Source organism: Streptomyces dangxiongensis, assembly GCF_003675325.1.
GTDB classification, from domain to species: Bacteria; Actinomycetota; Actinomycetes; order Streptomycetales; family Streptomycetaceae; genus Streptomyces; species Streptomyces dangxiongensis.
The window spans coordinates 7,724,150-7,744,735 of record NZ_CP033073.1 but is presented as its reverse complement, the minus strand read 5'-3'; the positions used below and the strand labels follow the sequence as shown (position 1 = coordinate 7,744,735).

The window sequence follows — 20,586 nt, the reverse complement described above, 5'->3', positions numbered from 1 at the left end:
ACGTGTTCCGTGGCGGAGGATTCCCGTGGGCGCCCGGAGGGCGAGCGTGGCGGCTCCCGTTCTCTCCGCGGCTGGAGCCGGCCCGCCCCTACCCCGGATGTGAGGGCGCCGGAGGGCGGTGCCGTCGGCGCGCTGCCCGGCTCCTTCGTCACCGGCTGGTTCACCGGGCGTCCCGGCGTCGGGCCGGCGTTCGCGCTCGGCTCGGTCCTCTTCCCGGGGCGCCGGCCCTGGTTCCCTTCGCGGCCCCGGACAAGTGGGAGGCTCCGAGGCGGCGAACACCGAGTCCGTCCCGCCACCGGCGGACCCGACCGGCGGTTATCGAGTGCCGGGCGGCCTGTCGCTGCCGGGCCGAGGCGGCCGGCGGCACGCGGAAGCTCCGCCGGGCCGTCCCGGCGGAGCTTCGTCGTCCCACGCCCCGTGCGCTCCGGCACGCCGCGGGCCCGCTCGTGCCGGGGCCGCGGCCTACAGGCGCAGGCCGTGGACGCCGCCGTCGACGTAGGAGACCGCACAGGTGGGACACACGGGCTTCGGCCATGGCCATTCCGTGCGGTCCCTCCGGTCCGCTTCCTGAAAAAAACTCGTCGAGGTGTCACATCCGTCCCCGGTGGTCCGTCAAAGCGGTGACAGCGACAACCACGATGCAGGAGTTGCTCACCATGGAGACACGATCGATCACAGCCGAAGTCCCGATGGCCCCGAGAATGTTCGAGGATCCCGCCGGGCTCGTTCCGGAACTGGCAGAGGTGTCGGCAGCACTGTTCAAGGCCGTGGGCAATGGTTCGGTGCCACGCACCACGATCAGCCTGGTCCAGATGCGCGCCGGTCAACTCGCGGGCAGCACCTACCTGACGGTGCTGCACACCGGGTTCCTGCGCCAGGCCGGGACGTCGGAGGAACGGATCACGTCGGTGGCGTCCTGGCAGGACTCGCCGTACTTCACCAGCGCCGAACGTGCGGCGCTGGCTCTGGCGGAAGCGGTACTCACCCCGAGTCCGCGTGCGGAGCGGGTGTCCGACGCGCTGTACGCCGAGGTCAGTGAGCACTACGACCCCAGAGCACTTGCCACGCTGATGCTCGCGATAGGACAGGTCAACTTCTTCACCGCTGTGGCACTGATCGCCAAGCCGGTGCCCGGCCGCTCCTTCACCGACCCCTGGAACTGACACCCCGTCCCACCTGTGCCCGGTGCGGGCCCCGCAGGCCCGCACCGGGCGTTTCCTACCCACGTGCGGACACACAACGTCGATGCTTCAACGCCGCACCGAGCCTCGGCCGTGCCGCACTGAAAGAAGGACCCGCGATGCCCAGCGCCCCCTTCCCGCTCCCCGACGACCACAAGCAGTCCGCCGCTCCTTCCCACGCGCCGTACGAGAGCTACGTCGAGCACCTGCTGGCCGTACTCGGCCGGCACCCTGAACGTCCGGCAGTTGCCACGCAGGACGGAACTTCGGTCCTGGCAGGCAGGCTGCGCGACAGCATCCTCCAGGTCGCGGCCGGACTGACCGCTCTCGGAATCCGCCGCGGACAGACCGTCACACTCCTCACGGGCAACCGTCCCGAAGCACTCGCCGTGCGGTACGCGGCGAACCTCCTCGGTGCCCGGGTGGTCTTCCTCAGTCACGGGCAGGCCACCGCAGTGCACGCGGCGATCCTGGACAGCACCGGGACCGCGCTCCTGGTGCTCGACCCCGAGCTGCGGACAGCCGCTGCGGCCCTGCTCCGGACGACCGGAGTGCCGCTCGTCCGCACGCTGGGGCCCACGGGCGACAACGAGGACGCCTTCGGCGGTAACCTGATGAAGGACGCGGCACATCATCGGCCGCGGCCCCTCAGGGGGAGGGCACACCCGAAGGACGACTGGTGCATCCGGCACACCGGAGGCACCACCGGCATCCCCAAAGGGATCCGGATGGCCCACGGGCCCTACCGGGATCTGCTCATTCGGAGCGCCGCCGCCCTGAGCCCGGACGAACGGCCTCGTCTCCTGGCCTGCACGCCGCTCGCGCACATGGCGGGCATCCTCACCGACATCGCCCTCCTGGCAGGGGGAAGCGTCGTCATGCACGACAGCTTCGATCCCGCGCGTGTCCTCGCCGCGCTCTCTGAAGAACGCATCACCGATCTGTGGCTGCTGCCTGCGCTGCTGTACGACCTGCTGGACCACCCCCACCTCGCCGAGACCGACACGTCGACGCTGCGCCGGATCGTCTACGGGGGCACGCCAGTGGCCAGCAGCAGACTCGCCCAGGCGCAGGCGGCATTCGGACCGGTGCTCCACGGCTCCTACGGCCAGACCGAGGCCGGCTGTATCACCGAGCTGCTGCCCGGGGAACACGGCCGGGTGCGGGACGCCGCGGAAGCGGCGCCGCACGGAAGCAGCCGCGTGAGCGTCGGCCGGCCGGCCGCCGGCGTCCGCATCGAGATCCGGGACCCCGCGGGACACGTGCTGCCGACCGGGGCGACCGGTGAGATCCACGTCCGGACCCCCATGATGATGAGCGGCTACTGGCGAAGGCCCGAACTGACCGCCGAGGTGCTCAACGACGGCTGGATACGCACCGGCGACATCGGGCATCAGGACGCCGAGGACTACCTGTACCTGGTCGGCCGGGTCCAGGAGACGGTGATCGTCGTCGGCGGACACATCTACCCGGCGGATGTGGAAGACGTCCTGTTCACCCACCCCGGCATCGCACAGTGCGCGGTCTTCGGCGTACCCGACGGGCAAGGAACCGAGCAACTGCACGTCGCTGTCGTACCCGCGAGTGCCGGACAGCCGGTGTCCTTGCCGCACGACGTCCGCGAGTTCATCATCCAGCGCAGAGGCGCCATGTACACCCCTACAGCCGTACACCTTGTGGACCACATCCCACTCACCGGTGTGGGCAAGCCGGACAAGAACCGGCTGCGCGAAGTACTGGGCCTCACGGGTGAGGCGGCGGGGTCCGGTGTTCGTGGGACGGGCGTCACCTCGCCGTAGAGGCCGGGAGAATCCCGGCGAACACCACCCTCAGGTCACCCGACAGCGAGCCATCGCCTGCGCGCTGAGCGATGTGCTGGCAGGTCGGCACGCTGCCAGGCCCCCGCCGCGCGTACGCGTGGTGCGGACCGGGCAAGCGGCAACGCTGGGCGGGTCAGTCGTTGAACGCCGTGGCCACGGCGTTTCCGAGCTGATCCAAGACGTCCCGTGAGAGCTGCACCGACCCGGTGAACGAGAAGAACGCGTGGGTGGCGCCCTTGACCGGGAGGTGCTCGACCGGCACGCCGGCGTCGGCGAGCTGCTGCGCGTAGCGGTCGCCCTGGTCCCGCAGCGGGTCGTGTTCTGCGGTGACGATGACGGCGGGAGGAAGCCCGGTCAGGTCGTCGGAGCGGGCCGGCGAGACGCGCGGGTCGGCCCCCTTCGTCGGGCGTGTTGAGGTAGAGGCCCCAGAACCACTCGAGCCAGCCGCGGCTCAGCAGCGGTCCGGCCATGTTCTCGTACATGGAGGGGCTGTCGTCGAACCGGTCGACCGCCGGGTACGCCAGTACCTGCAGTGCGATCCGGGGTCCCCCGCGCCGCTGCGCTTCCTGCACGAGGGCCGCGGTGAGGTTGCCGCCGGCGCTCTCGCCGAACACCGCGATGTTCTGCCCGTCGCCGCCGAAACCTCCGGCGTTGGCCGCGACCCATGTCAGCGCGGCATAGGCGTCTTCGAACCCCGCCGGGAAGCGGTGCTCGGGCGCGAGCCTGTAGTCGACGGAGACCACGATCGTGCCGGAGCGGTTGGCCATGATGCGGGCGATGTGGTCCTGGCTGTCCAGGTCTCCGAGGACCCATCCGCCGCCGTGGAAGAAGACCGTCACGGGCAGCGGCCCGGAGCGCGGGACGGTGGCGGGGGTGTAGATGCGGACGGGGACCTCGAGGCCTTCGGCGGCGGCCACGGCGTCGTGCACGCTGCCGACCGGCTCGACGTCACCCGCGAGGGCGGAGAGGCTGCTCGCGAGGTCGCGGTTCTCCTTGACCGTTCGGCTCTCCGGTGCCGGCTGGCCTCCTTCGGCCAACTCCTTGAGCAGGGCATCGATCTGGGGGTCGAGGGACATGGTGAGGACCTTCCTGGAGCTGCCGGAACGGCACAGATTGGAATGACTGCTCCAAGTTCTACGACCCACAAGATTGGAATGTCAATTCCAATCTTGGTACGGTGCGCGCATGAACTCGCCAGTGGACGCCAAAGGGCCGGAAGGGCGCCGACTCACCAAGCCCGGCCGGAAGACCCGTGAACGCATCATCGAGGCCGCCGCGGAACTGATGTTCCACCGCGGCGTCGGGGGTACGAGCATCCCGGACGTCCAGTCGGCCGCCGGGGTCAGCGCGTCGCAGATCTACCACTACTTCCGCGACAAGCAGGGCTTGGTCCTGGCCGTGGTCGATTTCCAGACGGACACCAAGCTCGACCAGCAGCGTCCCCTGCTGGACAACCTGGACAGCATCGACGCGCTGCGGGCCTGGTGCGACAGGGCGGCGGACCGACAGGACGCCATGGGATGGGTAGGCGGCTGCGAGATCGGCTCGCTCGCCAGCGAACTCGCCGAGACCGACCCCCTGGCCCGCACCGACCTTGCCGCTTCCTTCGAACGGTGGGAAGCACCCATCAGGTCAGGGCTCGCCCGCATGCAGGCCCGCGGCGAGCTGAGCGAGTCCGCCGACGTCACCGCACTGGCCACCGCCCTGCTGGCCGCCGTCCAGGGCGGCATGCTGCTGTCCCAGATCCGCCGGTCGAGCACCGCATACCGACATGCCGTATCGGCCGTGATCGACCACATCGAGAGCTACGTCCCTCGGTAACCGCTCAGGCCCCGCCGCTGCTCCCGGCCTCCGGACCGCGGAGCCGACGGCGACCCGGCGTCCAACGACCACGCCACCCACTGGTCCAGCGCTGCCACCGACCGGTTCCACGTCCCCACCGACACCGCATCCGGCCCCGTCGGCCACAACCGCACCCGCGTGTAGGCCCTCAGATCATCGCCATCGCACGCCCAGATCGACTTGCCGTACCGCGAGGCCTCCAGGAACCGGAGCAAGAGCATCACATCCCGCGCGTAGCCCAGCACGCTGTTCTCGGCCCGCACCCCCAGCTCGGCAACTCACGCAGAAAGCGGTTGAGTTGCAGGTCGGACCTGAGCACCATCCCGGAACAGGAATACCGGCACTGTCCGTCCCGTCCGAGGCCACCCGGAGCGGTGAGGGCTGGCGTTCGAGCGGCTCCAGGGCCGCCTGCGAGTCCCCGGGACAACCACGGCCCGGCTCGTCGACGAATGGCCCGCTCACTTCGTCACCTTCGACCGGGCCGGACCGTCACGCGGAATTCGGCTGGCTGACAGGGGCGGCTCTTGCCCGACGGCCCGCCACAGGCCGACACGTAGGGTCTCCCCCACCTCGCGTTCGGGGGCTTGCCGGCGTGTCTGAGGCCGGCCGTGCGTGATCCGCTGTTCGCACGTGAATCGTGCGAGAAAGGACGGCCAGTTGAAGGCTCGGATCGGATACGCCGCGTGGGTCGCAGGCGTGGTGCAGTTCCTTGTGGTCCACGGGATCGTCGAGTCGGCCTGGACAAATCCTTACAGTTGGGCGCGGAACAATATCAGTGACTTGGGAAATGCTCACTGCGCCATGCAGTCGGACCCCGAGCCACGCTACATCTGCTCGCCCGAGCACGTCCTGATGAATGCCTCATTCACCGCCCTGGGAGCCCTTATCGTCGTCGGCGTCGCCTTCACCGGTGTTCTGTGGCGCACAGGTGCGATCTCGACCGCGGCCCGGTGCCTGCTGGCCTGTGCCGGCGTGGGATTTGCGTTGGCCGGGCTGGCACCTGCGGACGTGCACGAGAACCAGCACCTCCTGGGGGCCCTGTTCATCATGGCCATGGGCAACATCGTTCCCCTCCCGACCGGCCACGGCAGGCTGACGATCCAGCATCGTGAGATGTCTGTCTGGACGCATCGACCGCGACCCCTGTCTCGCGGTCACCCGAGGCGACCGGTCAACGGAATCCGAGCCAGAACCGGACCTCGTGAACAGAGCCACCGGGGCGAGGCCTGGTCGCCGGGGCGGGGGCTTCGAGGCCGATGAGCCGGGCCGGAGCCGGGGGCGCCGCCACGCCGCGGCCGAGCTGCCGTGCGCGTTGCGAAGAGAATTCGGCGGGCTGTCGGCTGCCACGCACTGCCATCGAGTGATCGGGGCCCGACCGGGCGGTGTCAGTTGACCGGCATGGCGTCAGAAGCCCGTCGGAGCCCGCAGAGGTCTGTCAGCAGGGCATGGGCTCACTGGCGTTCCCTCCACCGGTCCGCGCCGCCGGTGCCGGCCAGCCGCAGCCGAAGGCGGCCTCTACGAAGCACTGGTGGTACGCAGCCTGCGCGCCCTGGTACAGGGCGTGTTCCAGGGCTTCGGCGGTCAGGGAGACGTGCCGGGACCATCCGCTGCGGAGCAGTGCCACGGCGAACCCGGCGAGGAAGGCGTCCCCGCAGCCCATGGTGTCGGACATGGAGTCGGGGTCCGCGGCACGGGCCGGCGTGGCGGCAGTGGTCCGGCCGTCGTACGCGATCGCCCCGTCGAGGCCGCGGGTGGCCAGTGCCATCCCGGCCCCCCGCCGCACCACCTCGACGAGGACCGCACGTGTGGCGGTCTCGTCCAGGTGTGAGCACGACAGCAGTGCCAGGTCCACATGGGGGCAGACGCGGTCGAGGTAGGCGGGTGCGCGGAATTCCTCTTCGTCGGAGAAGTCGAAGCTGACCAGTGGACCGGCCGTGGCGAGCTGGGGCAGCTCGGCCTCGGTGCGGGAGTAGACGCTGGAGTGCACGAGGGCGAACGACGAGACGTAGGCGAGCAGGGCGGGGGTGAGAGGGAGAGCTTCGTGGACGGCGTCGCCGCCTGGTTCGTAGCCGAGGAAAACACGGTCGCCGTCCCGTACGTGCAGGACGGAGACCGAGGTGTCGCCGTGGCGCACGACGCTGTGGTTCGTGGTGACGCCCTGCGCCGTCACGGCGGTGCGCAGGGCGGTGCCGAGGTCGTCGTCGCCGAATACGCCCAGGTAGGAGGCGTCCAGACCGAGTCGGTGGGCGTAGACGGCGACGTTGACGCAGTTGCCGCCGGGGTAGTCGGTGCCGCGGTCCACGAAGCGGTCGACGGTGTTGTCGCCGAAGCCGAGGACGTTCATCAGGGTCTCCCGGGGTGCGGGCGAGGCGCGCGGGGACACGACGCCCGCCGTGGGCGCGCCGGTGCCGGGGCACCGGCGCGCGGGGCGGATGGACGGTGGACGAGAGGGAACCGGTCGGCTCAGTAGTCCATGACGCGGTAGTAGCGACGCAGGTCGAGCGAGTGGTCACGCACCCGCTCGAGGTGCTTGCTGACCCGGTCCATCACCGTGTCGAGCACCAGTGGGGCGAGCAGTCCGCGGAACTCCGGGCTGATGCCCTCCAGGAGGTAGTCGCGGGTGTCGAAGACGGTGACGTCCTTGGAGACGCGCTTGGCGAAGGCTTCGGCCCGGTCGGTCAGGGCCCGGGTCTCGTCCTCCCCCTGGAAGACGAGGACGCTGGTGTTCTCCTCCAGGAGTTCCAGCGAGCCGTGGAAGAACTCCGCGCTGTGCACCCGGGTGGTGCGCAGCCACTGCATCTCCTCGAGGATGCACATGGAGTACAGATAGGTGAATCCCCACAGATTTCCGCCACCGATGAGGAAGTGGTAGTCGGTGTCCTTGTGGGCCTCGGCGAAGGCCGCCGCCACCGGCTCGGCCTGCCGGGCGGTGTCCACCAGGATGCGGGGCAGGCCCGCGAGTTCGTCGGCGAGGCGTTCGTAGCCCTCGAACTCGCCCCGGCGGGAGAGCAGCCGGCCCATGAACAGCAGTAGTTGGACGTCGAAGGGCCAGGCCTTGGGCTCGGAGATCAGCGCGGTGTCGACGTTACGGGCGACGGGGGAATCGGGGTAGCCGGTGAAGCCGATCGTGTGGGCGCCTCGGGACTTGCAGTAGTCGATGGCGCGGAGGCTGTCGTCGGTGGTTCCGGAGACGGAGGTGAAGACGGCGATGGTGCGTTCGCCGAGGCGGGCGTCGCCGGAGACGACGAGTTCGGCGGCGACGGCGGCCCGGACCGGCAGCAGCGAGGTACGCCGGGCGAGGTGCTCGTAGGGCCACATCTGGGCGTAGGTGCCGCCGGCGCCCACGAGGAGGACGTTGTCGTAGCCGTCGTCGGCCAGCCGGTCGACGGCCTTCTCGATCTGGGGGCGCAGCGCCAGGAGGCTCTCCGTCTGGGAGACGAACTCGGCTTCGTTGAACTTGAGCACGGTGATGACTTCCTCAATGGTTGTTCCGCACCGGCCCGGCGTGTGCCGGTGAGCCGGTGTTCCGAGGGGCGCGGGGACCGGATCGGTCAGGCCACGCGGCGCCGGGAGAACAGCACGTTCGCCCCGGCGATGATCAGGCCGCCGGTGAAGATCAGCGTTCCCATGACGTTGACCTGCGGGGGTACGCCGGTACGGCTGGCGCTGTAGACCCACAGCGGGAAGGTGACCGTACGGCCGGCGTTGAAGCTGGTGATGACGTAGTCGTCGACGGACAGGGCGAAGCAGAGCAGGGCGCCGGAGGCCACGCCGGGCAGCAGCAGCGGCAGGGTGACCAGCCGGAACGCCGCCCACGGGCCTGCGCCCAGGTCGCGTGCGGCCTCTTCCAGCGTGGGATCGTGTCCGGCCATGCGCGCTCGTACGGTGATGGCGACATAGGGGATGCAGAAGGCCACGTGGGCGATGACGATCGTCCAGTAGCCACGGGGCACGCCCATCACGATGAACAGCGACAGCAGTGCGGCACCGAGGGCGATTTCGGGGGCCGCGATGGCGGCGAACATCAGCAGGTCCACGGAGCCTCGGCCGCGGAAGCGGTGGCGGCCGAGCGCGAGCCCGATCGGGGTGCCCAGCAGGGTGGCGACCACGGCGACGACCAGAGCGATGGTGAGGCTGTTGACCAGGGCGGAGGTCAGGTTGGGGATGGCGAACAGGTGCCGGTACCAGTTGACGGTGAAGCCCTGCCAGGTGAAGTTCACCTTGCTGCCGGTGTCGTTGAACCCGAACAGGATCATGACGGCGATCGGCAGCAGCAGCCAGGCGAGCACCAGCACGGTGTACATGGTCAGCGTGGGGCGGCGGCGCCCGCTCCCGGCACGGCGTGGCCGCGGTGCGGCGGGTGAGTCGGCCGCGGCGGCGGCGGTTGTGGTGGTGGTCATCTCGCGGCCGCCTCCAGGACCTCGTCGGTGCCCAGGGTCCGGGCGTAGGTGAACACGGCCAGCAGCAGAGCGCCCATGAGGACGAAGGACAGGGCGGAGGCGCCGGGGTAGTCGAGGTTGGTGAAGTACTCGGTCTGGATGATGTTGCCGATCATCGTCGTGGAGGGGCCGCCGAGGATGCCGGCGTTGACGTAGTCCGCACAGGCGGGCACGAACGTCAGCAGAACTCCGGCGAAGACGCCCGGCAGCGACAGCGGCAGCACCACGCGCAGGAAGGTCTGCGTCCGGGAGGCGTACAGGTCGGTGGAGGCCTCGATCACCTTGGGATCCACCCGTTCCAGGGCGACGTACACGGGCAGCACCATGAACGGCAGGAAGTTGTAGGTCAGGCCGCCGATCACCGCGTAGGGCGTGGCCAGCAGGTGGAAGTCGGCGGGGAGTACACCGATGTCCTTCAGCGGCCCGAGCAGGACGCCGTTGTCGGCGAGCACCACGTTCCAGGACTGGGTGCGGATGACGAAGGAGACGAAGAAGGGCAGCAGGAGCAGGAAGAGGAACACCGACTTGTGCCGACCGGCCCGGAAGGCGATCCAGTAGGCCACCGGGTAACCGACGACGGCGCAGGCGACGGTGGCCGCCGCACCGTAGACCAGGGACCGGACCAGCTGCACGTGGTAGGTGCGGACCACATCGGCGTAGGTGCCGAAGTGGAATGTCTGGCGGAAGCCGTCGATGAAGTTGCCGGTCTGCAACGACAGCGACACCATGACGATCACGGGGGTGACGAAGAAGGCGGCCAGCCACAGCCAGCCCGGCAGGATCATCAGATAGGGGGCCAGCGCGTCCCCGGGGCGGCGGCGCCGCCGGGTCAGGCCTGGTAGATCGGTTCGAACAGTGCGTTCCACTGCCGCTCCTCCTCTTCGTCGAGCACCCGCAGACGGCGCAACTTCGACTGGTCGGCCTCGGTCGGGAAGACCAGGGGGCTGGTGCTCAGGGCGTTCAGCACGGTGCGTCGCTTGCCGGTGGCGGCGGTCGCGTCGCGTGCGACGGCCTGCTGCGCGGCGGGAACAGGGCAGACGAACTGCACGGTCTCGCTGATCCTCGCGGCGATCTCGGGCCGGTAGGCGTAGTCCATGTAGGCCAGCGCGTCGACGGGGTGGGCGGCCGTCGAGGGGATGCAGAGGTTGTCGGTCCACAGCAGACCGCCCTCGTCGGGGATGACGAACTCCAGTTGTGAGCCGCTCTGGTTGGCCTGGAACACGTCGCCCGAGTACACGAGCGAGGCGGCCAGGTCACCGCGCTGGAGGGAGGACTGGTAGGTCGCGGTGGAGTAGGAGCGGACCATGCCGGCGTCGCGCTGCTTGCGCAGCCAGGCCGCCGCCCTGCGCCAGTCGGAGTGGGTGGAGGTCTCCGGGTCCGCGCCTACGGCCAGCAGCGCGACGTTGCCCATCTGCACCGCGTCGTTCCACATGCCGACCTTGCCGTGCAGCCTGGGGTCGAGCAGATCCTGCCAGCTGGTGATTTCTCGGCCGACCCGGGCCGGGTCATAGCCGATGCCGGTCATGCCGGACTGCCAGGGGACGGTGTAGACGTTGCCGTGGTCGTAGGAGGAGTTCTTGAACGCGGCTCCGCCGTGTTCCGCGAAGTGGGGCAGGCGGGTGTGGTCGAGCGGGGCGAGGTAGCCGAGCTCGATGTACTTGCCGAGGTAGCTGTCGCCGCCGACGACCATCAGGTCGTAGCCGATGCCCTGGCCGGACGCGAATTCGGGCTGGATCTTGCCGAACCAGGAGGCGCTGTCGTCGATCAGCTCGCTGTAGGTGACCTTGATGCCGCTCTCGCGGGTGAAGGCGTCGAGGGTGGGATGCTTGCTCTGATCGGCGGGGTCGACGTCGATGTACTGGGTGTAGTTGACGAAATCCAGCTTTCCGGACCTCTTCTTCCCCGTCCAGAAGTCGGTGACGGCAGCGGCGATCTCCGCCTCACCGGCGGGGACGTGTACGCGGGCGCCGGGGACGCTGCAGGCGGCGAGCGGGCCCAGCGCGGCGGCGCCGAGCGCGGCGCGCAGCAGGCCTCGCCGGGTACAGCTGCGCGGGGTCAGTCCGGGCGGCGGTGGCGCGGGGGGTGTGGAGTGCTCGGGCATGGTGGTCCGCCTGTCGTCAGCGCGAGGTGAGGGAGAGCGGGCCCGCGGCGCTCGCCGCGGTGGCGGGGGCGGTGGTGAGCAGGTAGGAGTGGTCGGTGGCCCAGGAGAGCCAGACGGTGTCGCCGCGGGACGGGGACGCGCAGGCGGTGCCGTCGTTGGGCTGGAAGACCGTCATCTCCGCGCCCGTGCTGGTGTCCACGGTGTAGCTGGTGGAGGTGCCGAGGTAGACCAGCTCGCGGACGGTGCCGCGGATGCGGCTGGCGGTGTCGGCCGGCTCGGTGGTCAGGGTGATCTTCTCGGGCCGTACGGTGAGTTCGACGGTCTCTCCGGCGGCTCGGGAGCCGCGCAGTGGGACCGCGATGCGCTGGCCGTCGCCGAGGTCGAGCGTTCCGGTCCCCGCTGCCACGGAGGTCAGGCGTCCGCCGATCAGGTTGGAGGTGCCGATGAATCCGGCGACGAACGCGGTGGAGGGCCGTTCGTAGACGTCCTGCGGCGGGCCGACCTGCTCGACCAGGCCGTTGTTCATCACCGCGATCCGGTCGGACATGGTCAGAGCTTCGGCCTGGTCGTGCGTGACGTAGATGAAGGTGATGCCGACCTCGCGCTGGATGCGCTTCAGTTCCAGTTGCATGGTCTGACGGAGCTTCAGGTCGAGCGCGCCGAGGGGTTCGTCGAGGAGCAGCGCACGGGGGCGGTTGACCAGGGCGCGGGCCAGGGCGACGCGTTGCTGCTGGCCGCCGGAGAGCTGGCGGGGGCGGCGGTCGGCCTTGTCGGTGAGTTCGACGGTGTGCAGTATTTTTTCGACCCGGTCACGGATCTCGTCCTTGGGTACGCGCTTGCGGAGCAGTCCGAACGCCACGTTGTCGGCGACGCTCAGGTGCGGGAAGAGGGCGTAGGACTGGAAGACCATGTTGATGTCGCGCTTGTTCGCGGGCACACCGACCATGTCGCGGCCGTGCAGGAGGATCTGCCCGGCGGTCGGTTCCTCGAAGCCGGCGATCATCCGCAGGGTGGTGGTCTTGCCGCAGCCCGAGGGGCCGAGGAGCGAGAAGAACTCCCCCTCTCCGATGGCGAGGCTGACGCCGCGGACGACCGCCGCGCCCCGGGCGCCGGCGCCGCCGAAGCCCTTGACCACGTCGACGAGCGTGATGGCGGGGCCAGCGGCCGGTGGCGGCGAGAGGGTGTCGGTTGCCATCCGTGATACCTCCGGTGTTCGGGACGCGTGGGGCCGGGGCGGACGCGGGCAGGGGCGCGCCGTGGTCGGCCTGGGAAAGGGCAGGCGGTGGGGGCGTCGGCCAGAATTGATAACGTTACCAACGAGACCGACCTTACCCACGGGCAGGCGTCGTCCGTCAATGGTTGAATGGCCTCGAATTTCATCGGCCGGTTCCCCGGCCTCCGCATAGCCGTCACCTACGAAGAGATCGCCCATGCCGAACACCCCACGGCCGCCGCGTCGCGTCACCATCCCCGACGTCGCCCGGCACGCCGGCGTGGGACAGGCCACCGCCGCCCGGGTCCTGGGCGGATACGGCTCGTCCAGCGCGGCCACCCGGGAACGGGTGCTGGCCGCCGCCGCAGAACTGGGCTACAGCACCAACGCGGTGGCCCGGAGCATGATCAGCGGACGCACCCACACCCTGGGCGTGGTCGTCGCCGACGTGGAGAACGCCTACTTCGCCCGCGCGGTGCGCGGCGTCACCGACGTCGCGGCCAAGGCCGGCCTGCAGGTCGTCCTCGCCAACAGTGACGAGAAGGGCGAGACCGAGCGGTCCGCGGTCCAGATGTTCATCGAACGGCGTGTGGACGGCCTGGTCGTGGCACCTGCCGCGACCGATCACGAGCACCTGGACAAGGCTGTCGCCGCGGGCATCCCCGTCGTCCTCCTGGACCGTGCGCTCAGCGGCGCCACCCTGGACACCGTCGTGGTGGACAACCGCGGAGCCGCCAAGGCAGCGGTGACCCGGTTCACCGAAACGGGGCACACCCGCATCGCGGTGGTCACCTCGGCGTCCCCCGACGAGAACACCGCACAGCTCGCCCCCGGTGCGGACATCTGGACCACGACCGAGCGTCTCACCGGCTACCGACAAGCCCTGCGAGCCGCCGGCATCCCGAGCGGGGCAGAGCTGATCCGGCACACCGGATACGACCGGACCTGGGCACGTTCAGCCGTACTGGAGCTGATGAGCTCCCACCAGAGGCCCACCGCACTGTTCACCACCGACAACGTGGCCACGCTCGGGACCCTCGACGCCCTGCTCGATCTCGACGCCCGCATCCCCGGCGACGTCTCGGTCATCGGCTTCGACGACGCCGAGTGGGCCACACTCGTCCGGCCGAGACTGAGCGTGGTCAGCCAGCCGGTGCAGGAACTGGGCGGGCTGGCCGCCGACATCCTGGTACGCCGTATCAACGGCTCCACCGCCCGTCCCCGCAGGCACACCCTGCGTGCCGCCTATGTCCCGCGCGAGTCCACCGGCCCCGTGCCGGCACGAGTACGGCGACTGCGGGCGCCACGGGAGTGAAGCCCGGTCCGGGTACCCGCCCTGGGCGTGTCGCCCCGCCGGACCCGGCACCGCCGGTGGGGCCTGCCGGTCGTGGGGTCGCGCAGGGCGGCGAGCAACTGGTCCAGCAGTTCACGGGTGAAGGCGGTGCCGCTGTGGTCGATGTCGCTGCCAGTGACAACGCCGCGTAGCGGGGGCAGGGCCAGCCTCGTTCAGACGGGCCGGGCAGGCGGTGCGGCCACGACGGCGGGGTACTGGATGGCGGTTCGGGTGCGGCAGACGTCATGCCGGGCAGTTCTCCTCACTATCGACTCTGGCGAGTGACCTGGTGCGCGGCCGCCGATCCCGGCGCGGCACGTCGTGGTTGGCTCGGCCTCATGCCAATGTCTCGCACGATCCATCGGCTCACCCGGCTCGCGATCGGCCTGCCGCTGATCGTTGTCCCGCTGGTTCTCACCGTCCCGAGCCCCGCGTACGCGACCTTCGAGCCCCCCGTCGGCCCCTGCGCGGGCGTCACTGCGCCCGAGGGCTACACATGCGTGCCCGAACCCAAGCAGTGCTTCACCACCCCCTGCCCCCAGTACGCGTTCGTTCGGCTCACGCCCGGCCCCGTCCTCCACGATCCGCCCGTGTCGCGCCCTGACGAGGTCCGGGAGCGAGCCGGGTCGGCGGGCCACGACCCTGCTGCCGGACGGCGTGCGGCGGCTGGTCAGCTCTCCCTTCCAGCCCCTGGGCGGCGGCCACGGGACTCACCAGGCAGCAAGCCGGTCGCGCTTCCAACGGCGGCGGGCGTGCGAGCGGCTTCGATCCCTTCGGAGGATGGCAGGTCAGGCATGCCGGACAACGACACGCAAAACAGGGGCACCCACCAGGCACCCCGGTGGCCCACTGGAACTGAAAGTCCATGAATGCCCGCGCCCACCCACTGCGGCCTTTTCGACCACAGGAAACGGCCGTAACGCTTAAGCCGCTGCGGCCCTTTTCCGGTCCTATCTGGGCGGAATTTTACATTCCGTACCCCACCGCGAAACCACTGGGACAGACGTGCACAGATCTGGAAAACGATGCGGGCGCTCCCCACGCCTATGCAGAGCGCACCGCCTGATTCTGCATACCTCATGGAGTCATACATGGCGCAGTCTTCCCTGCGTGCACGGGCCCTGTCCCGTCTCGTCACCCCGGCGATCGCCGTCGCCCTGGTCGGCGGCACCGCCGGCACCGCCCTGGCCGACGCCCCTGCCACGACCGGTCCCGCGAAGAACGCCGCCCGGAGCGCCGCCGCGGCCGGGCGGCACAAGCCCACCCCCGCCGCGCCCTTCTTCTTCCTCTCCGGGATCATGCGGTCGGGCCAGATGTACGTCTAAATGCCCGATGGGAAGGGCCGCTTCGACGACCGGTCGGGTGCCTACGTCTGGCCGCACTTCAGGTACGGGGTGTCGATCGACCCCGACCTGACCGGTTACCAGGACGGTGCGTACCACGTCATGGACGACGGCACGCTGAATCTCTGGCGCAACGGGCGCCTCAAGAAGGTGGCCACCGGCTGGGATCGGTACAACGCCGTCTTCTCCCCCCGGCACCATGGGCGGTGCCAAGCACCCAGACCTGCTGGCCCGCGACAAGCAGGGCGTCCTCTGGCTGCACAAGGGCACGGGTGACGTCGACGGCGACGGACACAGCGACCTGCTCGCCCGCGACCCCAAAGGCAACCTGTGGCTGTACGAAGGGACGGGCAAGGCTGCCGCACCCTTCAAGTCCCGAGCCAAGATCGGCACAGGCTTCAACCAGTACCGCGACCTCTTCTCACCCGCCCTCCAGGTACCCGGCACGGGACCCTGCGTGGATCCGCCGGCGTGATCGACCGACCCGCGTCGGGGCCGGGCGGGACGGCCCGCCCCCGACGCCTCTCGGCTGTCAGGCTGCGTCGAGCTGGTGGCGGAACCGCCGTGCCCCCTCACCCGCTGCGGATCGTGCGAGACGGCCTCGGCGCCGGCGAGGCCGGCACCTTCGAGGACACCACCAGGTCGTGGTCGCTGTAGCGCTACCGAGAATCTCGTCCCGGCCGCTGCTGTGCACGGTGGCTCCCCGGCCACCCGAGACGGAGGGCCGGTGCACGACGATCGGCGCGCCGGTCACGCCCCCGGCCTGCCCCGACCCGCTCGCGGGGCGAGTCGGCAGCGGCGGTGAGGCAGCCGGGTTCAGGAACCGACCTCCGTCGCCGGGCCGTCCTCGTTCAGCAACGGGGAGCTGCGGACGAGGCGTAGTGCCGTCGTCAGGAGGAGGCCGCCGATGATGTTGCCCAGAACCGCCCAGCCCAGCCACCCCAGCCAGTCGGCGTAACCGTAGGACGTATGACCGGCGTGCAGGCCGGCGAACGCGATCAACGAGTCCAGGACCGAGTGCCACAGCCCGAGTCCGGCCAGCACGAACGCGGCGGCGACCGAGGCGACGATCTTCCCGGTCATGGAGTCGGTGCCGTGGTGCATGCGGGTCATGAGCGTGATGACGCCACCGGCCAGCACGGTGAGACAGAAGGTGTGCAGGGAGTAGCCGCCCTCGACGAAGTGCGCACCCAGCGTGGCGGCGGTCCGGTGCAGTTCCGGGTAGGCCTGCATGACCAGCCAGGTGAACACCCATCCCCCGACCAGGTTCATCACCAGGACCGTCGCCCACATCCGCACCAGGTCGAGCCAGCTCGCCCCGCCCGCGACGACGGTGGCGACGGGCACCAGGAAACCCTCCGTGAACAGCTCGCTGTGGCCGAGCAGCAGGGCGATGAAGCCTACGGAGAATGCCAGTCCGGCCAGCAGTTGGCTGCCGGTCTCCTGGCGTACGAACAGCAGCGTCATGATGCCGACGCCGACATCGATGCCCCCGAGCAGCGAGGTGGCCACCAGCGACGTCCAGGTGCGGTGCAGCCGGGGCCGGCCCTCAGCGATGATCCGTTCCGTGGCCTCGGCGACGCGCCGCTCCCCCGGTCCCTGCATGATCTGCTCGTGCGGTTCCATGTCGGTCCTTCCGTCCCGCGTCACCGCGGAAGTGGTACCCCTGCCTCGTGCTCGTGGCGGGGCGTCTCGGGACAGGTCCGCGGCGACGCCGTCCCAGGACCGGGCCACCCCTGCCGCCCCGGCGTGGCGCAGCCAGCGGACCCGCTCGTCGCGGCGATCCGGGGGCGACCGCGGACCGGGGGCCGCTCACCGGGCCTCTGGAGTCATGTAGTGGGATCGTCGCGGGGAGACCTCGCGTCAGCGGTCGCAGACCGCCGCGGCTCCAGGGGCGCGGTCGGCGTCTGCCTCACCGACCGGCCGGGCACGCGCGTCGGCACACCCGGTTCGGCGTACGCGAAGGCCACCGCCACGCTCCACCGGGGTACCGCTCCCAGCGGCCGTGAAACACCCCACCGCGTACGCTCCGACCGCCCCTGCTCGCCGCGCGCTGCACCCCGCCCCGGCCTGACCGGTGTGACGCGATGACGACGACGCTCCCCACGACTGTTGCGAGAGGGAGCGCCGTCGTCTCCGGCGGGAATTGTCAGTGCCTCATGGCCTGCGTCCGCTGCGACTCCCGCACCGGAAGACATCAACAAGGGTGGGTCAACTCCTCCGAGCGAAGGACAACCGGGACGGCATCCCGGGAGATCGCCATCCCAGCCAGCGCCACGCTCCTGCCGATCGTCACCATGGATCGAGAGAAACGGTGACCCTCCCGGTCAGGTTCCACCGCGTGCCCACTCCTGGCATGATCAACGGAAGCCAGATCACTTGCCAGTCCGGGGACGCCGATGGATGTGACCGAGTCAGGACATGCCGCGCGAATTTCCGCCTGCGCAACCGCAGGAACACGACTGTCCCTGTTGAGCGACCGCCAGCTTGAGAAGGCGGTCGCCTCCGCACCTGGCCTCGGTTCCGGCATCGGCGGCAGGTCTGCGGAGATGGAAGTCGAAGAGATACCCGTCTTCGTCAAACGCGTGCCCCTGACGGACATCGAGTTGCAGCCGGAGCACGTGCGGTCGACCGCCAACCTTTTCGAGCTTCCCCTCTTCTACCAGTACGGGGTGGGATCAGCGGGATTCGGTGCCTGGCGTGAGCTGGCTGCGCACATCATGACCACAAGCTGGGTACTGAAGAACGATTACGCAGGCTTCCCGCTGCTCTATCACTGGCGGATTCTTTCTGATAGCCCCCCGGCCGGCTTCGTGGACGAGTTCGGGGGCGTGGAAAAGGCCGTCGCGCATTGGGATGGGTCACCAGCCGTGCGCCATCGGCTGGAGGCCATCGGACGGTCTTCTTGCAGTCTGGTTCTCTTTTTGGAGCATGTGCCCCAGACGCTCGCTGCGTGGCTCGGCGATAACCGTGATGCGGCCTGGCCCGTGCCAGGAGACGAGTCGGCTTATCGGTGGGTCGAGGACGGGCTGCTCCAGGGGACGCAGTTCATGAGCGCGCGCGGACTGGTCCACTTCGACACGCACTTCGCCAATGTGCTCACCGACGGCCAGCACATCTTTTTCGCGGACTTCGGGCTCGCGCTGAGCTGCGACTTCGAACTCTCGGCGGAGGAGGACACCTTCCTGGCCGATCACCTCGTGTACGACCGCTCCTACGCACCCACCCACCTGCTCCGCCATCACCTGCCCGACGATGTACGCGGTGGCACCGAACCCGGCACCTTCCTGCGCGAATGGGTCAACGGCCACCGACCCGATCGAATATCACCCGACATCCGCGCGATCATCGACCGGCACGCCCCGCACGCCATCGTCCTGGACGACTTCCACCATCGGCTTCTCACGCAGAGCAAGCGCACTCCCTTCCCCGCGGCCGAGATCAAGCGAGCCCTGGCCAGCACCTCAGCGCCAGGCGCGTGAGAGGGCAGGCCGGGCAGGACCACGACCGCCGTACGACGAGGCCTGAAGCAAGGAATTGCCCCCGCACCACCTGGCTCAGGGACATTGAAGGCAGGCCCTGGTGCCGAAGCGGGCGCCCTCGACGTCCTCGGTGCCGACGGTGTCATCACCGTATTCAGCACCCCGCTGCTGACGAGCACGGCGATGTTCAACCAGCTCACCAACAACACGGTCCGTGACCTGGCCCGACCCGACTCCACCGGATACGAGCAGGCGCTCGGAACCCCTCGGCCGGCTCCCAGGCGCCCACTTGTTCAGGCCCACGGGCAAGGGCGTACCGATGCTCCCGCAGCAGCCCGCTGTCGGTGCCGGCCTGACCGCCGCGACAGCCCAGGGGCCGCCACGGGCCAGGCCAGCCGTGGGGCTGGAACTTCTCGACCGGCAGAGGCCCCGAAGCCGGGGCCGGCGGTGCCTCCGGGACCTCACGCGTGTCTACGGGCAGGTCTCGCCGTACTTCACCGCGGTCAGCTCGACCGGCTGCCCCATCACCTTCGCGCCAGCGGCAGGCTGTTGCGAGCAGACCTGCCAGTTCGACTCGATCAGGATCATGCGGTCGGCGCTACTCGCGTCGTCGACGGTGATCGACGTGCCACTGTCGAGCGCAGCCCGGGCGGCCTTGACGCTCTTGCCGTGGAAGTTGGGCATCGTGCCGCCCGCGACCGACGGCTCGGCCTGGTCCTTGGCCGGGCAGGTTTCGGACAGCTTGACCGCGCCGAAGTTCAGTTCGGTGCTGGTCGAGGCGACGCTGCCGGCTTTCACGTTCTGGCTGCAGACCTTCCAGTCGCGGTCGAGGATCTGCATGCGGGCGCGGCCGGAGGAGTCGTGAGAGTCGAGGCTGTAGAACACTCCGGCCTGCGCCTTGTCCTGAGCGGACTGGAGGCCCATGCCTACGAAGTTCGGGACGGTCTTCTTCTCGTCCTCGGCCGGTGCCGCGTCGGCCTTGCTGTCGGCGTCGGCAGGTGTCGGCGTGGCGGCAGCGCTTGAGGCGGCGCTCGACGGCGTCGGTGTGGCGGCGGTGTTGTCCTTGTCGCCGTTGACGGCGTTACTGATTGCGCCGAGCACGATGACACCGCCTGCGATGCCGCCGATGAGCTTCCAGTTGGCCATGGATCCCCTCCCTGGGTGGTGCATGAGGTACGGGAGGAGCGTAAGGGCAAGGTAAGTGGTGCGGAATTGGGGAGGGAGCTGCGACCGGGATCAGGAGGAAGGCCTCAAGCGGCACATTCACGACCACGAGTTCACCCAACTGTCAGCCACCCTGCCGGAGATGGCCACCTGGTCGAGGATGGTCGCGATGTGGCCGGAGAAGGCGAACGTGACGGCCTTCGTGGTGTCCGGCGGGCGGGACGGCGTCACCGTACGGCACGGCAGGCGGCGGAGAACAAGCCGCGGCGGGGGCCCTGCCCGGCTCCTGGTCGTGGTGGTCAGACTCGGGAGGCGTGGCGGCCGGGCGGCGCCTCGGTATCTGCACCGAGCCGGCCTCCAGCCCGCCACGGTGGTGAGCGCCGGGCCCTGGATGGCGGTGGTGCGGACCACCGCCGCTGTTCGAGCCGCCTTCGGCCCGCTCGGGGTCCGAGGAGCACCCGCATCAGCTCGTGCGCTGAGCCTCCTCCCGGCTGATCGACGCTTCGACCTGGAGTGATCGGGCGGCGGAGCCGCGGTGTCGGTGACATCGGGGGCTGTCGGTCCGATGTCGGCGGCTTGTCGACAGGGTCTGGACCTTCGCGGACATGCTGCCGGGTGCCCATCCGGCAGGCGTGCGAAGGCAAGGAATCACCGCACAACCTGGCCCT

Annotated in this window: 19 protein-coding genes; 8 read left to right on the top strand and 11 right to left on the bottom strand. The window is 69.7% G+C overall.

The features are described from left to right. Window positions 1-656 precede the first annotated feature (656 nt). Together D9753_RS34835 and D9753_RS34830 are read left to right on the top strand one after the other, a co-directional pair. On the top strand, window positions 657-1,163 hold the full coding sequence (locus D9753_RS34835) for a carboxymuconolactone decarboxylase family protein (RefSeq protein ID WP_121790631.1): 507 nt from the start codon (window positions 657-659) through the stop codon (window positions 1,161-1,163). A gap of 137 nt (window positions 1,164-1,300) precedes the next feature. Then, window positions 1,301-2,980, top strand: coding sequence for an AMP-binding protein (locus D9753_RS34830; RefSeq protein ID WP_121790630.1), 1,680 nt, complete (start codon window positions 1,301-1,303; stop codon window positions 2,978-2,980). A gap of 35 nt (window positions 2,981-3,015) precedes the next feature. Here the strand turns inward: D9753_RS34830 and D9753_RS34825 are convergent, their stop codons facing one another. After that, complete coding sequence (locus tag D9753_RS34825) at window positions 3,016-4,077, bottom strand: alpha/beta hydrolase (protein WP_449455865.1); 1,062 nt, start codon at window positions 4,075-4,077, stop codon at window positions 3,016-3,018. Between the two features lie 109 nt (window positions 4,078-4,186). On the opposite strand from D9753_RS34825, the gene D9753_RS34820 reads away from it, so the two are divergent. Beyond that, complete coding sequence (locus tag D9753_RS34820) at window positions 4,187-4,822, top strand: TetR/AcrR family transcriptional regulator (RefSeq protein ID WP_121790629.1); 636 nt, start codon at window positions 4,187-4,189, stop codon at window positions 4,820-4,822. Here the strand turns inward: D9753_RS34820 and D9753_RS34815 are convergent. Continuing rightward, complete coding sequence (locus tag D9753_RS34815) at window positions 4,807-5,064, bottom strand: hypothetical protein (protein WP_240468518.1); 258 nt, start codon at window positions 5,062-5,064, stop codon at window positions 4,807-4,809. The two genes, D9753_RS34820 and D9753_RS34815, sit on opposite strands and share 16 nt — an antisense overlap. A gap of 436 nt (window positions 5,065-5,500) precedes the next feature. Here D9753_RS34815 and D9753_RS34810 point away from each other — a divergent pair, with 436 nt between their 5' ends. After that, on the top strand, window positions 5,501-6,103 hold the full coding sequence (locus D9753_RS34810) for a DUF998 domain-containing protein (protein ID WP_163010872.1): 603 nt from the start codon (window positions 5,501-5,503) through the stop codon (window positions 6,101-6,103). Window positions 6,104-6,278: 175 nt separating this feature from the next. Here the strand turns inward: D9753_RS34810 and D9753_RS34805 are convergent, their stop codons facing one another. From D9753_RS34805 to D9753_RS34780, 6 genes are all read right to left on the bottom strand, one after another. Further along, a complete protein-coding gene (locus tag D9753_RS34805) occupies window positions 6,279-7,226 on the bottom strand; it encodes a PfkB family carbohydrate kinase (protein WP_240468376.1) in 948 nt (315 codons plus the stop codon). 80 nt (window positions 7,227-7,306) lie between these two features. Beyond that, window positions 7,307-8,308 carry an SIS domain-containing protein gene (locus D9753_RS34800; RefSeq protein WP_121790626.1) on the bottom strand — a complete coding sequence of 334 codons (1,002 nt, stop codon included), beginning with the start codon at window positions 8,306-8,308 and terminating at the stop codon, window positions 7,307-7,309. Between the two features lie 86 nt (window positions 8,309-8,394). Then, window positions 8,395-9,243, bottom strand: a complete 849-nt coding sequence (locus tag D9753_RS34795; protein WP_240468375.1) for an ABC transporter permease — start codon at window positions 9,241-9,243, stop codon at window positions 8,395-8,397. Then, the gene (locus D9753_RS34790; RefSeq protein ID WP_240468374.1) at window positions 9,240-10,148 is read right to left on the bottom strand and encodes an ABC transporter permease; all 909 of its coding nucleotides are present in this window, start codon (window positions 10,146-10,148) and stop codon (window positions 9,240-9,242) included. The genes D9753_RS34795 and D9753_RS34790 overlap by 4 nt, the downstream gene beginning before the upstream one ends. Then, complete coding sequence (locus tag D9753_RS34785; RefSeq protein WP_121790624.1) at window positions 10,112-11,383, bottom strand: polyamine ABC transporter substrate-binding protein; 1,272 nt, start codon at window positions 11,381-11,383, stop codon at window positions 10,112-10,114. The genes D9753_RS34790 and D9753_RS34785 overlap by 37 nt, the downstream gene beginning before the upstream one ends. Before the next feature lie 16 nt (window positions 11,384-11,399). Then, complete coding sequence (locus D9753_RS34780) at window positions 11,400-12,578, bottom strand: ABC transporter ATP-binding protein (protein ID WP_163010871.1); 1,179 nt, start codon at window positions 12,576-12,578, stop codon at window positions 11,400-11,402. Between the two features lie 235 nt (window positions 12,579-12,813). Between D9753_RS34780 and D9753_RS34775 the strand changes: the two genes are divergently transcribed. The 3 genes from D9753_RS34775 (at window position 12,814) to D9753_RS34765 (ending at window position 15,747) form a co-directional block, all read left to right on the top strand. Next, a complete protein-coding gene (locus tag D9753_RS34775) occupies window positions 12,814-13,911 on the top strand; it encodes a LacI family DNA-binding transcriptional regulator (RefSeq protein ID WP_121790623.1) in 1,098 nt (365 codons plus the stop codon). A gap of 1,109 nt (window positions 13,912-15,020) precedes the next feature. Next, the gene (locus D9753_RS34770; RefSeq protein WP_121790622.1) at window positions 15,021-15,254 is read left to right on the top strand and encodes a hypothetical protein; all 234 of its coding nucleotides are present in this window, start codon (window positions 15,021-15,023) and stop codon (window positions 15,252-15,254) included. A 217-nt stretch (window positions 15,255-15,471) separates the two neighbouring features. Beyond that, on the top strand, window positions 15,472-15,747 hold the full coding sequence (locus D9753_RS34765; RefSeq protein ID WP_121790621.1) for a hypothetical protein: 276 nt from the start codon (window positions 15,472-15,474) through the stop codon (window positions 15,745-15,747). Between the two features lie 341 nt (window positions 15,748-16,088). Here D9753_RS34765 and D9753_RS34760 read toward each other — a convergent pair whose 3' ends face one another. Next, a complete protein-coding gene (locus D9753_RS34760) occupies window positions 16,089-16,898 on the bottom strand; it encodes a formate/nitrite transporter family protein (protein ID WP_121790620.1) in 810 nt (269 codons plus the stop codon). A 773-nt stretch (window positions 16,899-17,671) separates the two neighbouring features. Between D9753_RS34760 and D9753_RS34755 the strand changes: the two genes are divergently transcribed. Continuing rightward, complete coding sequence (locus D9753_RS34755; RefSeq protein WP_121790619.1) at window positions 17,672-18,754, top strand: protein kinase family protein; 1,083 nt, start codon at window positions 17,672-17,674, stop codon at window positions 18,752-18,754. A 471-nt stretch (window positions 18,755-19,225) separates the two neighbouring features. On the opposite strand, the gene D9753_RS34750 is transcribed toward D9753_RS34755, so the two are convergent. Both D9753_RS34750 and D9753_RS38825 read right to left on the bottom strand, forming a co-directional pair. Next, window positions 19,226-19,900 carry a hypothetical protein gene (locus D9753_RS34750; RefSeq protein ID WP_240468373.1) on the bottom strand — a complete coding sequence of 225 codons (675 nt, stop codon included), beginning with the start codon at window positions 19,898-19,900 and terminating at the stop codon, window positions 19,226-19,228. 117 nt (window positions 19,901-20,017) lie between these two features. Then, window positions 20,018-20,149, bottom strand: a complete 132-nt coding sequence (locus tag D9753_RS38825; RefSeq protein WP_276209453.1) for a hypothetical protein — start codon at window positions 20,147-20,149, stop codon at window positions 20,018-20,020. Between the last annotated feature and the right edge of the window lie 437 nt (window positions 20,150-20,586).

Coding starts and splice junctions, on each gene's coding strand:
- D9753_RS34835 (WP_121790631.1), top strand. CDS start 657: ATGGAGACACGATCGATCACAGCCGAAGTCCCGATGGCCCCGAGAATG.
- D9753_RS34830 (WP_121790630.1), top strand. CDS start 1,301: ATGCCCAGCGCCCCCTTCCCGCTCCCCGACGACCACAAGCAGTCCGCC.
- D9753_RS34825 (WP_449455865.1), bottom strand. CDS start 4,077: ATGTCCCTCGACCCCCAGATCGATGCCCTGCTCAAGGAGTTGGCCGAA.
- D9753_RS34820 (WP_121790629.1), top strand. CDS start 4,187: ATGAACTCGCCAGTGGACGCCAAAGGGCCGGAAGGGCGCCGACTCACC.
- D9753_RS34815 (WP_240468518.1), bottom strand. CDS start 5,064: ATGCTCTTGCTCCGGTTCCTGGAGGCCTCGCGGTACGGCAAGTCGATC.
- D9753_RS34795 (WP_240468375.1), bottom strand. CDS start 9,243: ATGACCACCACCACAACCGCCGCCGCCGCGGCCGACTCACCCGCCGCA.
- D9753_RS34785 (WP_121790624.1), bottom strand. CDS start 11,383: ATGCCCGAGCACTCCACACCCCCCGCGCCACCGCCGCCCGGACTGACC.
- D9753_RS34780 (WP_163010871.1), bottom strand. CDS start 12,578: ATGGCAACCGACACCCTCTCGCCGCCACCGGCCGCTGGCCCCGCCATC.
- D9753_RS34775 (WP_121790623.1), top strand. CDS start 12,814: ATGCCGAACACCCCACGGCCGCCGCGTCGCGTCACCATCCCCGACGTC.
- D9753_RS34770 (WP_121790622.1), top strand. CDS start 15,021: ATGGCGCAGTCTTCCCTGCGTGCACGGGCCCTGTCCCGTCTCGTCACC.
- D9753_RS34765 (WP_121790621.1), top strand. CDS start 15,472: ATGGGCGGTGCCAAGCACCCAGACCTGCTGGCCCGCGACAAGCAGGGC.
- D9753_RS34760 (WP_121790620.1), bottom strand. CDS start 16,898: ATGGAACCGCACGAGCAGATCATGCAGGGACCGGGGGAGCGGCGCGTC.
- D9753_RS34755 (WP_121790619.1), top strand. CDS start 17,672: ATGGATGTGACCGAGTCAGGACATGCCGCGCGAATTTCCGCCTGCGCA.
- D9753_RS34750 (WP_240468373.1), bottom strand. CDS start 19,900: ATGGCCAACTGGAAGCTCATCGGCGGCATCGCAGGCGGTGTCATCGTG.